The 12958-nt window shown below is 57.0% G+C and carries 12 protein-coding genes; 3 read left to right on the forward strand and 9 right to left on the reverse strand.

Features of this window, described 5'->3' with window-relative positions:
- Window positions 1-5 precede the first annotated feature (5 nt).
- From pyrC to hisE, 8 genes are read right to left on the reverse strand one after another with little or no spacing between them, the layout of a single operon-like run.
- A complete protein-coding gene (gene pyrC, locus CRO08_RS01690) occupies window positions 6-1010 on the reverse strand; it encodes a dihydroorotase (protein ID WP_097034804.1) in 1005 nt (334 codons plus the stop codon).
- Window positions 1011-1064: 54 nt separating this feature from the next.
- A complete protein-coding gene (locus tag CRO08_RS01695) occupies window positions 1065-1880 on the reverse strand; it encodes an ABC transporter ATP-binding protein (protein WP_097034805.1) in 816 nt (271 codons plus the stop codon).
- Window positions 1880-2752 carry an ABC transporter permease gene (locus CRO08_RS01700; protein ID WP_255252202.1) on the reverse strand — a complete coding sequence of 291 codons (873 nt, stop codon included), beginning with the start codon at window positions 2750-2752 and terminating at the stop codon, window positions 1880-1882. Before CRO08_RS01700 ends, CRO08_RS01695 begins: the two co-directional genes overlap by 1 nt.
- Window positions 2730-3368, reverse strand: a complete 639-nt coding sequence (gene yihA / locus CRO08_RS01705) for a ribosome biogenesis GTP-binding protein YihA/YsxC (protein WP_097034806.1) — start codon at window positions 3366-3368, stop codon at window positions 2730-2732. The genes CRO08_RS01700 and yihA overlap by 23 nt, the downstream gene beginning before the upstream one ends.
- On the reverse strand, window positions 3365-3961 hold the full coding sequence (recR, locus tag CRO08_RS01710) for a recombination mediator RecR (protein WP_072812954.1): 597 nt from the start codon (window positions 3959-3961) through the stop codon (window positions 3365-3367). The genes yihA and recR overlap by 4 nt, the downstream gene beginning before the upstream one ends.
- Window positions 3951-5186: an EAL and HDOD domain-containing protein gene (locus CRO08_RS01715; protein WP_072812957.1), complete on the reverse strand. Its 1236-nt coding sequence runs from the start codon at window positions 5184-5186 to the stop codon at window positions 3951-3953. The genes recR and CRO08_RS01715 overlap by 11 nt, the downstream gene beginning before the upstream one ends.
- Window position 5187: 1 nt before the next feature.
- Window positions 5188-6027, reverse strand: coding sequence for an ATP phosphoribosyltransferase (hisG, locus tag CRO08_RS01720; RefSeq protein WP_097034807.1), 840 nt, complete (start codon window positions 6025-6027; stop codon window positions 5188-5190).
- Complete coding sequence (hisE, locus tag CRO08_RS01725; RefSeq protein WP_072812962.1) at window positions 6024-6284, reverse strand: phosphoribosyl-ATP diphosphatase; 261 nt, start codon at window positions 6282-6284, stop codon at window positions 6024-6026. Before hisE ends, hisG begins: the two co-directional genes overlap by 4 nt.
- A gap of 238 nt (window positions 6285-6522) precedes the next feature.
- Between hisE and CRO08_RS01730 the strand changes: the two genes are divergently transcribed.
- Window positions 6523-7539, forward strand: coding sequence for a hypothetical protein (locus CRO08_RS01730; protein WP_141398196.1), 1017 nt, complete (start codon window positions 6523-6525; stop codon window positions 7537-7539).
- 3 nt (window positions 7540-7542) lie between these two features.
- Here the strand turns inward: CRO08_RS01730 and CRO08_RS01735 are convergent, their stop codons facing one another.
- Window positions 7543-8913 (reverse strand): chloride channel protein, encoded by a 1371-nt coding sequence (locus CRO08_RS01735; RefSeq protein ID WP_097034809.1) that lies wholly within the window; start codon window positions 8911-8913, stop codon window positions 7543-7545.
- Between the two features lie 89 nt (window positions 8914-9002).
- Here CRO08_RS01735 and CRO08_RS01740 point away from each other — a divergent pair, with 89 nt between their 5' ends.
- Together CRO08_RS01740 and CRO08_RS01745 are read left to right on the forward strand one after the other, a co-directional pair.
- Entirely contained in the window at window positions 9003-10997 is a 1995-nt protein-coding gene (locus CRO08_RS01740; RefSeq protein WP_097034810.1) for an FISUMP domain-containing protein, read from the forward strand.
- 12 nt (window positions 10998-11009) lie between these two features.
- Window positions 11010-12953 carry an FISUMP domain-containing protein gene (locus CRO08_RS01745; RefSeq protein WP_097034811.1) on the forward strand — a complete coding sequence of 648 codons (1944 nt, stop codon included), beginning with the start codon at window positions 11010-11012 and terminating at the stop codon, window positions 12951-12953.
- The last annotated feature ends 5 nt before the right edge of the window (window positions 12954-12958 follow it).

The raw sequence follows: 12958 nt of genomic DNA on the forward strand, positions 1-12958 counted from the left end.
CTAAATTAAACCTTAATCTTCCAGTCTAATGTTTGGCCGGCGGCGAGGGGGACGACGCCGTTTACGACTGCAGGCACGGTCCACTTTTCCTGCACGACTTCGACCTGCTTGGTGGTCCGTGGGAGCCCGTAGAAATCGGCTCCGAAACCGGCGATAAAATCGGGCAGCTTGTCGAGGTGGCCGGCCCGTTCAAATTCCTGGACCAGCAGGGGGAGGGCCACCGGGGCGCTGTAGACGCCCGCCGCCCCGCACGGGCATTCCTTTTTGCCCTGCTGGTGCGGGGCGGAGTCCGTGCCGAGGAAAAACTTCGGGTTGCCGCTGAAGGCGGCCTCGCGGATGGCGGCACGGTCTTCAGGCCGCTTCGGGAGCGGCTTGCAGAAGTGGTGCGGCCTGAGGGCGTCGCCTACGATGTCATCGAGAGTCATCATCAGGTGGTGTACCGTGAACGTCGCCGCCACGTTTGCGGGCAGCCGCTTCACCGCCTCGACCGACTTTGCGGAACTCAGGTGCTCAAAGACGATTTTCAATTTCGGGAACTTAGCCGCAAGCGTCTCTACGCGCTTGATGAATGCGGGCTCGCGGTCCAGGCAGAATTCACCGGGTTCCTCGCCGTGCACGCAAAGAACGAGCCCGAGTTTTTCCATCATCGCGACTACCGGGAAAACCGCCTCGAAGTCGCTGATGCCGTCTGCGCTGTTCGTGGTGACGCCTGCAGGGTAGTACTTTCCGGCGACGACGCCTACCGCCATCATGTCCTTCAAGTCCTGCTCCGTGTAGTTCGGGTTCAGCTTGAAGGTCATGAGCGGGACAAAGTCAGGCCGCACGTCCTTCGCGGCATCCAATATCTGCGCTTTATATTCGGCAATCGCCTTCGCGCTGGTCATCGCGGGTACGGTGTTCGGCATAATGATGGCGCGGCCAAACTGGCTCACCAGATCGCGCACGTAGCCGGGCATCAGGTCGCCCTGGCGCAGGTGTGCATGAAAATCGTCTGGAAGAGGAAGGAGCATTATATAAACCTTTTTTCTTTCGTCTATAGGCCGCAGGCCGTTCTTTCGTCTAGTCTACCCGCTGGTACGCAAGTCGCGGAAGAGTTCCTTCGAAATAGCCGTATCGCTGTGTAGCCACTCGTCAAAGTAACGCGGTTCGGTCAACTGCTTGTGCGTGAGGAAGGTTATCTTGCAGTTCAGTTCCTTGGCCACCATGAGGTCGTGCGTCACGATGATGATGGTCGTCTTGAACAGCGTACGCATGTTGTCGATAAGCGGGAGCAGGTTGCGGCGATTGTAGTTGTCGAGACCTGCGGTCGGTTCGTCCATCAGCAGTAACTGCGGGCCCATCGCCCAGCTGCGGGCAATCGCCACACGCTTCTGCATGCCCACGCTAAGCATGTGCGGGAAAAAGTCGGCATAGTCGCGCACGCGCATCAGGTCCATTGCCATGCGGACCTTGTCCTCGATCTCGGTGGCGGAACCGACCTTGTGGTAGCGCAGCGGGAGCGCGATGTTGTCGCGCACGCGCAGGTTCGAGATGAGTGCCCCGTTCTGGAACACGAGCCCCACCTGGCGCTTGGCGATGTTCAGTGCGGTAAGCCTTTCGGGCGGAATGTATTCGCCGAAGATATACATCTTGCCGGCATTGGGGCGTGCAAGCCCAGAAATCACGCGGAGCAGTGCGCTCTTGCCCTGGCCCGAACCGCCGCCGATGCAGATGGTCTCGCCCTTCTGCACGACAAGGTTTGCACCCGAGATAAGTTCCTGCTCGCCCGGCTGTATGCCCGATTCGAAGAACCCCAGCGGTCTCGGTTTCGAGATCGAGGTGCCGACCAATCCCCGGTAGGAAAGGTGCAGGTCTTCGAGTCTGAGGGCTTCGTTATACATTAGATGATCTTCGAGATTTCGTTAAAGTAATCGATAAAGTAGAACAGTGACAGGAACACGTCGGCACAGACAATGTAGAAGAAGGACTTGATGACGGACCTGCCGGTAGCCTTCGGCACCTGGCGAATGTCGCGCGGAATATTCATGGCCTGGTAGCAGGCGTTCGTGGTAATGATGCAGCCGAACACAATCGGCTTGACGACGATGAAGATAAAGTCCGTGAATGTCAGGGCTTTCAGGATTTCGGTAGAAAGGTAGTCCCAGGTGAGCTGGAGGTTGAGCGCGTTTCCGGTAAGGGCTATGGCGATTTTCGTCATGAGGTAACCCGCACAGATGGCACTCGTGCTGAACACGATGTTCATGATGAATGTGGCGATGGCGCCTCCGATGAGCCCCGGCATCACGAGGTAGCGCACGGGGTCCACGCCCATCGTGGCAAGCGCGTCCACTTCGGAATTGATGACCATGCCGCCGATGTAGGTGGTGAGCGATGAACCACTACGGCCTGCTATGAGGAATGCCGTGAGGATTGGTCCCAGCTCGCGGATGATGACCACCACCATGAGCCCGCCGACCACGTCGTCGAACCCCATCTTGCCCATCATGGTAATGACTTCGATGATGACGACCGTGCCGAAGAGGGTGGCCACCACAAAAAGAATCGGGAAAATTTCGACACCGGTAAAGAAAGTCTGCAATATGATGTTGCGCGAGTCGGTCTTGAAACTGCGGCTCTTGTTGAACAGCGACATTAAGGCACGGACAAACAGCGCGATCTCTTGCCCCACGGGTCTGCGGAGCAGGAACAAACCCAAGGCGTGGAACTTGCGTCCCACGAGGGTAAGCTTCTTATCGTTCGTCTGTACTTCCATCTACAATGTTCGTCCCGTTTATCGCACTCAGTATGTCTTGCCAGAGCGTTGCAATCCCGTGTCCCTTGACGGCACTTACGCAGAGGGGCTTCTCGGGTAGGGAAAGGCGTTCCTGAATCTGCCTCAGCCCTTTCGCCAGTTCCGACTGGTTTACCTTGTCCCGCTTGCTGGCAATCACCAGCACCGGGCAGCCCGTATTACGGATGCTCTCCACCGTATCGATGTCGGTGGGGGTGCCTCCGTGGCGTATGTCCACCAGGTACACAAGCCCGCGCAGGTTCTTGCACTTTTCCACGTATTCGCGGATAAATTCGGACATCTGGTCGCGCTTCGTGTTGCTCACCTTGGCAAAGCCTACACCAGGTAAATCTACAAGAAAAAACTGGTTGTTGACTTTGAAGAAATTGATTTCGCGGGTCTTTCCGGGGGTAGAACTGACCTTGACCAGCTTTTTTTGCCCCATGAGGGCGTTCATGAGCGATGACTTGCCCACGTTGGAGCGCCCGAGGAAGGCTACCATCGGGAGCCGTTCTTCGGGGAGGCCCTTGAGGCTGACTGCCGCCTTCACGAATTCCGCAGACGTGACGGTGAAATCGCCGAACTTTACCGGGTTCACAGGCTTACCCTCCCTTCGAAGGCACGGAGCATGGTTACCTCGTCCACGAACTCGAGGTCGCTACCCATCGGGATACCGCGGGCAAGGCGCGTACGCTTGACGTTTGTGCCGGCGAGCATGCGGTCTATCATGAGCGACGTGCTGTCGGCCTCCGGGCTAGACCCGAGGGCGAGTACCAGTTCCTCGATGCCCTCGTCCTTGATGCGCGCTACCAGCTGGGGCAGGTGCAGGCTTTCGGGCCCGATTCCATCCAGCGGGGAAATCACGCCGCCGAGCACGAAGTACAGGCCCTTGAATACGCCCGAACGTTCGAACGGCATGATGTCTGAACTTTTTTCCACCACGCAGAGCGACTTGGCTCCTGCGCGTGATGTGCAGGTGGAGCACGTGTCGAGGTCGGTGAACGCGTGGCACTTGGGGCAGGGGTGCACCCTGTCGGCCGCGTTGGTGAGGCTCGTGGCAAAGCGCTCCACGTCGGCTTTCGGTTTGGAAAGTACGTGATAGGCGAGGCGGCGGGCGGTCTTGTGCCCGATACCCGGCAGGTTCGAAAACTCTGCGATCAATGCCTCGAGGCTTTCCGGTTCAACGCTCATGGGCCCACGTATACGCGTCGTTCACACAACGGTTCAACAAGGTAGAAGAAATTTTCAAGTCCTTCAGGAGTACGAGAATCTTCTGCTGGTCGTCCTGCTCGACGGCGTCGGCAAGCTGGAGCAGTTTACCCAGGCGGCCGGAACGCTGGAGCAGCGCCTCGCGGATGTCCTCGTCTGCGCCGGATTCGGTAAGGATGCTTTCGAGCGGGGCGCCGACGAGCGCGTCCATGCGGCTGATGAGCCCGACCATGAATGCCTTTGCGGGCAGGTCGTTGTCGGTGCCGCTCACCACGCGGGCCAGTATCTCGAGGAACTTCGCGCGGTGGCTTGCGTTCTGGAACAGGGGCGAACTCTGTGGCGTCATGCCCATCTCGGGGCGGGCGTACAGCATAAGCATCAGCCATTCCTGGATGTTCCGCATGCCGATCCACACGATGGCGTCGCGCACGTTCGCGATGTTCTGGCTCCTGAACTGCGCGTCGGAGTTCACGAAGCGGAGCAGGTTTGCGGCCACGTCGCCGTATTCCGAGAGGCACTCGCACAGTTCGTCGAGGCTCGGGTGCGTGCGGAGCAGGAGCAATATGCGGAGAATCGCCGCGGAGGTCGCGTCAATCTTCTTTCCGGTCACGAGTTCGGGCTTCGCGAAGAAGAACCCCTGGAAGTAGTCATACCCTGCGGCGAGGCACTTCTTGAAGCTCGCCTTCGTTTCCACCTTCTCGGCGAGAATCTTGATGTTCTTCGCCTTGAAGAACGCGGCGGCCCGCGCCATGTCGTCGTCGCTGTTTTCTACCAGGTCCATCTTCACGTACGAGATGAACGGGTAGAGCGGGGCGCAGCGCTTGAGGAACTCGTCATTGAAGATGAAGTCGTCGAGCGCGATTTCGAACCCGCGGGCGTGGTAGTGCGCGACGGCCTTCACGAGGGCGTCGTCGACTTCCACGTCTTCGAGAACCTCGAGCACAAAGCAGCGCGGGTTCAAGAGCCCGAACAGGTTGTCGAGCAGCATGTCGCGGCTGCAGTTCACAAAAGCCTTGTGGTCGCCGATGAGCTTCGGGAGCCCGATGTTGTTGAGCACGTTTTCGAGCACCTGGGCGGTCGCGAGCATGTCGCTTGCAATCACCGCGGTATCGCTCGTGGGCGAGTCGCGGAACAGAAGTTCGTAGGCGAAAATCTTCCCGTCCCGGTCGAGGATGGGCTGGCGTGCTAGGTAGGCAAGAGAATGCATACTAGATTCGTGCGCTCTTGATACCGAACAGGAGGATACTGCGGGCGCCAGCGTCCCAGAGCTTGTCCATGATGGAGTTCGCCTCTTCTTGCGGGACCATCGCCTTCACGGAGTACCACTCGCGGCCGTGCAGCTTGGTCACGGTCGGGGCGTCGAGCCCGGGCGTGAGTTCGCATGCCTTCTGCAGGAGTTCTGCCGGGCAGTCGTACTCGATCATCATGTACGACTGGGCCACGAGCTTGCCCTCGATGCGGCGGATAAGCGTGTTGACTTCTTCGAGTTCGGTCTTCTGCGGGTTGCAGAACAAGGCGGCGTTGCTGCGGAACAGCGGGTCGCCCACGATGCGGAGCCCTGCCTGCTTGAGGGTCGTGCCGGTTTCCACCACGTCGACGATGGCGTCTGCGACGCCGAGGCTCACGGAGATTTCAACGGCGCCCTCGAGCACCACGAAATCCATCGGCTTCTTGTAGAAGTCTTCTACGATGTTCGGGAAACTGGTGGCGATGGTCTTGTCCTTCAGTTCGTCGAGGCTCTGCACCGGGCTTTCGTTCGGGACGGCGGCGCACATCTTGGAGGCGCCGAAGGGGAGGTCCAGAACCTTCACCGCGGGGCTCTTCGCTTCGGCGTTGAAGTCGATGCCGGTGATGCCCGCATCAATGATGCCACGGCCCACGTACATCGGGATGTCGCTCGGGCGGAGGAAGAAGAATTCGATTCCGTTCTTGGTATCGAGCTGAGTCAGAGTCTTGTAGGGCTTGGATGCCTTGTAGCCGCAGGCCTTCAGGAGTTCCTGCGTGGGTTCGAAAAGCATGCCCTTGTTCGGGAGAGCTACCTTGATCATAGTTTCGCGTACACCTCTTCGAGAGTTAAGCCCTTTTCGGCCATCATCACGGCCACGTAGTAGAGCACCTGGGAAAGTTCGAGGCACTGGGCGTCGCGGCTTTCGAAGCGGGCGGCCTGCCAGCTTTCGGCGGCTTCTTCCACGAGCTTCTTGCCGATGGCGTGCGGACCCTTCTTGAACAGTTCCGTGGTTCCCTTGCCTTCGGGCATTTCCTTCTTGCGCTGGCATGCCAGGGCGTACATTTCTTCAAACGTCATGATAGACCTCTTTATGTTTTTTTCAGAAAAAAAAGATAGAAAAAAAACTTTTAAAGTCTGGTATGAAATTTACGCGGGAGGGGCCCCAGCTCAGAGTTGCGAAGGCCGCACGGGCCCCTCCCTGCACCCTCCCCATCCTTGGCCGACGCCTTCCACTTATTAAACTGTTTATTTCGTATAGAAATAAGCATATAGCTTGAAATAAGACGTATCTTGCGAAACAAGTTATATTTTGAGCGTGCAGAAGAGAAAGAAAAAGAAAATCATCGGTATTGCGGTTGCGGCTTGCGTGGTTGCGGCGGTTGTCTTTGCGGTGCTATACGCTCGGGGGGCTTCCGCCGACGAAAAACCGCACGAGACCAGGCCGCTTTTCGATGTACTCGACAGCGCGAACATGATGCTTGTGACTCCGGTAGGGCTCGGCGACCGCGCCAAGGGCAGGGTGATTAGCGGACGCACCTACCAGAACTTTGTTCAGCTGCTGCGCCTTGCCGACGCGAAGGAAACGCTACTCGACACGTTCCATACGGAATGTGCGACGGGCGTGCGTGTACAGCTCTTTTATGATACTTTGTCTGTAGCGGAACTGCGCATTGCCGAAAAAATCGGACGTGTCGGTGACGATACCGGCGTGTGGGTGCCCGAGAAGCCTGTGACGATGGGGAAGGTGAACGTATTCCTGCGCAATCAGGGCGTGAAATTCCGGCCATGCCCCATAGGGACGGCAGAAGTGTCGGGTGAACCCGACTTTGCCCTGGACGGGATGATTCTTGAACGCGATACGGCTCTCAGTACGCCCCTTTACGACTTGCTGAAGGATTCGGAGCGCGCGGTAGTCCGCTTTTCGAGAATTGTCATGCCGAAGAACCTTGCGGACAAGAAAAATAAAATTGAAGCTGTTCAAGGATTACATAAACGCGGGAATGTTGAACTCGACTCCAGCCAGCTTCAGGAACTGCTTTCGCTGCTGCGCACACCTAAGCGGGAATCCTTTTCCGGTGGGTGCCTGTGCTTCTCTAGGGCGACAATCTCGTTCTACCAGGATTCCGTAAATACATTCAGGTTGCATGTAATCGGAAGTGACTACGGGACTTTCGAAAAGCACAATCTACTGTCGGACGTCGGTGCGAGCGGCTTATGGGAAAGTGCAAACCCGCAGGCGCTTAGGGCGTTCTTTGACCGCATCAGGGCCCCGCTGGAAGAAGCGGAGCGGGGAAAACTCCCGATAGAGACGCCAGTACTGATACTAAAGTGAACCCTACCGGATCCGCAGCTTCTTCTGCTGGTAAATGGACTGCCCGCCGTTGCTGGTGTATGCCGCCACGCAAACGATAAAGAATGCGGGGAGCAAGTCGAACCCGAAAACTTCTGCGCCAATAAGCATCGGGGCAAACAGCGTGTTGGTCGCAGCCCCGAACACGGCGGCGTACCCGAGGGCCGCGGCAAGCGGGAGCGGAACTCCGACCATCGTCGCGACAAAAGTGCCGAATGTCGCCCCGATGGCGAATAGCGGGGTTACCTCGCCGCCCTTGAACCCGACGGCGATTGTCACGATGGTAAGCGCGAATTTCAGGAACCAGTCAAACGCGTAGATGCCGTTTGTCGCATTCGCCGCAGAACCGGAGAAAATCATGTCGATAAGGTTCGTGCCGAGGCCCGCGTAGCGTCCCTGCCAGAATACGAGCAAAAGCACGCTTATCGCGATGCCCCCGATGGCGATCCGCTTGACGGGGTTGGGGAACTTCTTGCCGATAAACGATTTCGCGAGCGAGAGAACCTTGGCGAACCCGCCGCCCACAATCCCGAATAGCGCGCCGAGGATTGCAAGTCTCAGAATGAAATTGATATCTAGCCCGTAATCGTTCCAGAGAATTCTGGCGGTACTGTCTGGAAAAATGTCGTTCATCGCGACAGCGATGCCCTCTCCGAACATCTGCGATACCTTGCATGCGGTAAATGCGGCGACCGTTGCGGGCAGGAGTGCGGCCAACTCCAGGTGGCCGGCGAGCAGTACTTCGAGGGCGAGCGCTATTGCCGCGAGCGGGGTCTGGAAGAGCCCCGCGAAGCCCGCCGCCATGCCTGCGACAAGCAATACGCGGCTCGCGTTCTCGAAGTGGAACCTGGTGCTGATGTTGTGCCCGAGGGTGGCACCGATCTGCATCGCGACGCCTTCACGGCCGGCACTGCCCCCGAACAGGTGCGTGAGCCACGTGCCCGCAATGACCATCGGGATCATACGGAGCGGAATATTGCTTTCCTTGCCGTGGGCGACCGCGAACACCATGTCCATCCCGCGTTCGGTCCCCTTGCCGAACTTCTTGTATGCAAATGCAATCAATACACCTGCAAATGCGAGTACCGGAATCCAGTAAAGCGGGTGCGCATCGCGCAGATTGCTGAAATAAAGCAGCCCTGACCCGAAAAATGCGGTAAGCACGCCCACGATGGCACCGAGCACGAGGGCCACTGCCGTAAGGATGGGCGTGGAAAGCCATTTTTGAACAAATTCGCGTGTTTTCGCCTTCATCTGTTCCTTCGCCATCTTCATCATCTGCTCCTTCATCTCGGGAGACATGCCGGCGAACTGTTCCTTGAACTGGTTATACTTTCCAAAATCCCTAAAATTCATGGGTAAACCTCAATTGCGTGTGCAATTTAAAAAATTCGCCTATCTCAAATAATCAAAATTTTATAATTTGTACTACAAAAGGAGGACTTGTGAAAAAGTATCTGTTGCCGTCACTGCTCGTGGCACTTCTCTCTCTTTCTTGTTCAGATGAATCCAGTACCCCTGGGTCTCTTGATTTTCCCGAGGAACTCGACCCCTCCAAGGAAGCCTCTAAGGACTCTTCCAAGGAAGGCGCTCTCGTGACGATTCTTGCAGGGAGCGTGCAAGGGGAATCGCTCAAGGAAGCAAGTGCTGTGCTGTTTGAGCTTGATAAAAATCTGGTCCAGACGGGGACTGCCATGATGGGGATGCTTGACTCCAAAGACCATTACTCGGTCTCCACTACCGGCTTCACTTCCCCGTATGCAGAACTCATCGTGTCCGGCAAGTCCGTGCAGCCCTGTTCCGGCAAGGAAGTTGATTCCAAGATATCGGTCATTGTCGACCTGTCCAAGGATTCTACCGTAAGCCTGAACCTGTTCTCTGTCTTCTTTTCGGAAAGGTTGAAGGAACTCGTGAAGAACAGTAATATGGAAATTTCGAAGGCCTGGGAACAGGCGGAAAAGGAAGTGCGTACGCTCTTTGCCTTGCCCGAAGGTGACGTGGCTCTTGAAGCGTTTGCCGCCTCTGCGCTTATGGATCGTCTTGGAGAAAGGGCTATCGCGAAGAGCGCTCCTCAGTGGCGCAGCGAACTTGCCGAAACCTTCTCGCATGGCGGTGATTTTACCAAGAACGATACTATCCGCGTTATTGGCGGGGTTGCTCTCTTCTATGACATTTCTGCAGGCGAACTGGATTGGTGCCGCGACATCAAGAATAAAGTCTTTGAAAAAAAGGCGGTCCAGGCCTACATGCACACCCTTTGGCTTTCGATACTTGACGCGGAAGAATGTACGGAAGAACGGCAGGGCGAAATCCACCCGGTATTTGACCCGAAGAAATCGCTCACTTACGTGCAGGAGAGTTTCCCCGTCTATAAGTGTGACTCGGGAGCGTGGCACTATGCGTTCGGTTACGAGAGAATGAATGTTACGGATACGGCCGGTCGGGTCGACGGGGACTATCTCAGGCGGGAGGGCTACTCCTATGTCTATGACGAGGTAACAGGATGGCGCTACGCGAATCCTTCCGAGGACGAGTACAAGTCCGGTTGCACAAAGTCCCGCGAAGGGATTTACCTTTCGACTGCGGTATGCATGGGCGGAAGTTGGGTCTCGGTTCCCGAATCAACTTCGGATACCCAAGGTCTTGAATGCGTCGCGGATGACTCGCTGGTCTATGGCCGGTTTACACATGCGGCTTACGTGTGTGAAGGCGGTTCTTTTTACAAGGTTACGGAAATGGACGAGAAGCTTGGCCGCTACTGCACCAAGAAGACCCTCGGCGATACCGCGTATGCCGGGCTCACGCCCTTCCTTTGCAGGGATGACTGGACGCTTATCCCGCCGGATTCCCTGGACGAATGGCTGAAGGATTCCCGTGACGGAAACAGCTACCCGATCGTGCGCATGGGTAGCCAGCGCTGGATGGGCGCGAACCTCAAGTATGTGGATTCGACTGCGAGCCCGAACCTCGCGGGCAATCTCTGGAGGCCTGCGTTCTACTCCTGGACTGCGGCGATGGACCTGCCCGAAGGCACCGACCCCGCTACATACGAGTTCACGTTGCCGCACAGGGGCATTTGCCCCGAGGGCTGGCACATGCCGACCAAGGCGGAGTGGGATTCGCTCTTCGCGTTTGCCGAGAAGTTCGGCCCGCAGGGCAAGCTCGCGCATAGCCTGATGGGGGGCATCTCGTGGGGCGTCGTGAGCGATGCGATGAAACCCCTGGATACCTTCGGGTTCAATGTTGTCGCTACGGGCCGTCGCGAACTGGACGGATCGTACAAGAACGACGCGTCGCATGCCTATTTCTGGTTCGTGACCCAGGAAGAGGGCAAGTACCAGTACTACTACCTGTGGAACTCGAAGGACGATGTCTATGTGGGTAAGTCCGCCGGGCCTGACCTGGGCCTAAGCGTGCGGTGCGTGGAAGACGCCAAGTAAGGAGGATTGAATATGAAGAAGAGTTTCTTTGCATGTATTAGTTTGTCGCTTTTCACCGCGGCGGCGCTTTCCGCCTGTTCCGGCGATTCTGCTTCCACGAAGGTTCTCGACAATCCCGAGACTCCCGAGAATCCAGATAATCCGGAAAAGACTTCGTTCTACGCCGGATCTGTCAGTGGTAGCGTCGAGGCCGAAAATTACCTCGAAGGTGCGAAGGTGGAACTGTTCGAACTCACGGACGGCATGGAGAGGTCGGGCAAGTCGGTAACCGGGAGCATCGATGCCGCGGGGAACTATACGGTTGTCGCAGATTCGTTCACCTCCCCGTATGCGGAGATTGTCATATCCGGGATGGCCAAGTGGCCCTGCATGCGGCGTGAATACAAGTCGTCGATTTCTAGCGTTGTCGATCTCGCGAAGGATTCTTCCGTGAACCTGAACATGTTTACCGACCTCGCATCCGCGAAGGCGAAAAAGCTCGTGAAGGACAAGGGCGAGACTTTTGCGGAAGCCTGGGAACAGGCGGAGAAGGACGTGCGCAAGTGGTTCGCGCTTGGGAGCGATAGCCCGTCGCTCAAGTCCCTCCGCATCGACGGCAGCAACCGCTCGGTGGAACTGCTTACGGCAACGGTGTTGCTCGAGAAATTTTTCCCGACAACCACGGCACAGGACTTTGGCGAAATCCGCCAGGGCGCATCTAGCCTTTTTGCAACGTTGGACAACCTTTCGGATGACGAGATTTTCTATTCGCTAGGGTTCCTCGCGTATGCGATTGACTTGGATTACGGTCGCGGTCAATGGTGTATGGATGGGGCGGATTTCTATCCGGAATCTAGCGAATTCCGGACGTATGCGCACTTACTCTGGCTGTCTCTCATGGGCGAAACGGAATGTTCCTTCGACTTGAAGGATTCCGTGCACAAAACAAAATTTGCCGTAACTAGTTCTGTCGTGCGAGTGCCGAAGTATTACACCTGCGATGGCACAAAGTGGAAATTTGCCGGGATAGAAAGCATGCCGCTGCGTTACCCCGATGCCGAGGACGGCCTGTTCGTGTACGACGAACTTGGTAAGGCATACGTGTTCGACAAGGAATCTGGCTGGCGCTATGTTACAAAGGCGGAACTCGACCTGGAAGTGGGTTGTATCAAGTCCCGCAAGGGCAAGATTGAAAACGCGTATTTCTGCTCTGACTCCGGCTGGGTAAAAATGCCCAAGCTCGACCAGAATCTCGGAGCCTTCTGCAACAGCGATACCCGCGGCGATACCGTGCACGTCGGGTATTCTTCCTTCGTTTGCGACAGTGCCTGGAAGGTCATCCCTGCCGACACGCTGGATGAATGGGTCGAGGACCCGCGCGACGGCAAGTCGTACCTGATTGTACCCATGGGGAGCCAACGCTGGATGGGCGCGAACCTCAGGTACAGGGATTCCGTAAAGACTCCGAACCTGGCCGGCAACACCTGGTGCTTCGAGAACTGGGAATCGTACTGCTCCGGGCCCTACGGCGTGCTGTATTCCTGGACTGCGGCGATGGACTTGCCCGATGACGTCAAGGCCGATACCGTGAAACTCAAGCTGCCGCACAGGGGTATTTGCCCCGAGGGCTGGCACGTGCCCTCCAAGGCGGACTGGGACACGCTTTTTGCCTTTGTCGAGAAGTACGGCCCCGAAGGGAAACTTGCTCTCACGTTGATGGGCAAAAAGGACTGGGCCGGCGGTGCGCATACGCCGACGCTGAACACGTTCGGGTTTGACGCGCTCCCGTCGGGCCGTCGCAAGGTGGACGGAACTTACGAGGGTGAATACCGGAATGCCTATTTTTGGTACACTGCCGAAACATTCAAGAAACTGCCGTATTACTACATGACATACGCTGAGCCCGATATCGGTGAAAGTTCGTTCGGCGATACGGACTGGGGTGCCGCTGTGCGTTGTGTGGAAGATGCGAAGTAGGTGAG

This window comes from Fibrobacter sp. UWT3 (assembly GCF_900230125.1).
In the GTDB taxonomy this organism is placed as follows: domain Bacteria; phylum Fibrobacterota; class Fibrobacteria; order Fibrobacterales; family Fibrobacteraceae; genus Fibrobacter.

What these genes read in the sequence shown, in the direction of transcription:
- recR (WP_072812954.1), bottom strand. Translation starts at nt 3,961, where the DNA reads ATGAGCGTTGAACCGGAAAGCCTCGAGGCATTGATCGCAGAGTTTTCG.
- CRO08_RS01745 (WP_097034811.1), top strand. Translation starts at nt 11,010, where the DNA reads ATGAAGAAGAGTTTCTTTGCATGTATTAGTTTGTCGCTTTTCACCGCG.
- CRO08_RS01695 (WP_097034805.1), bottom strand. Translation starts at nt 1,880, where the DNA reads ATGTATAACGAAGCCCTCAGACTCGAAGACCTGCACCTTTCCTACCGG.
- hisE (WP_072812962.1), bottom strand. Translation starts at nt 6,284, where the DNA reads ATGACGTTTGAAGAAATGTACGCCCTGGCATGCCAGCGCAAGAAGGAA.
- CRO08_RS01715 (WP_072812957.1), bottom strand. Translation starts at nt 5,186, where the DNA reads ATGCATTCTCTTGCCTACCTAGCACGCCAGCCCATCCTCGACCGGGAC.
- hisG (WP_097034807.1), bottom strand. Translation starts at nt 6,027, where the DNA reads ATGATCAAGGTAGCTCTCCCGAACAAGGGCATGCTTTTCGAACCCACG.
- CRO08_RS01735 (WP_097034809.1), bottom strand. Translation starts at nt 8,913, where the DNA reads ATGAATTTTAGGGATTTTGGAAAGTATAACCAGTTCAAGGAACAGTTC.
- pyrC (WP_097034804.1), bottom strand. Translation starts at nt 1,010, where the DNA reads ATGCTCCTTCCTCTTCCAGACGATTTTCATGCACACCTGCGCCAGGGC.
- CRO08_RS01700 (WP_255252202.1), bottom strand. Translation starts at nt 2,752, where the DNA reads ATGGAAGTACAGACGAACGATAAGAAGCTTACCCTCGTGGGACGCAAG.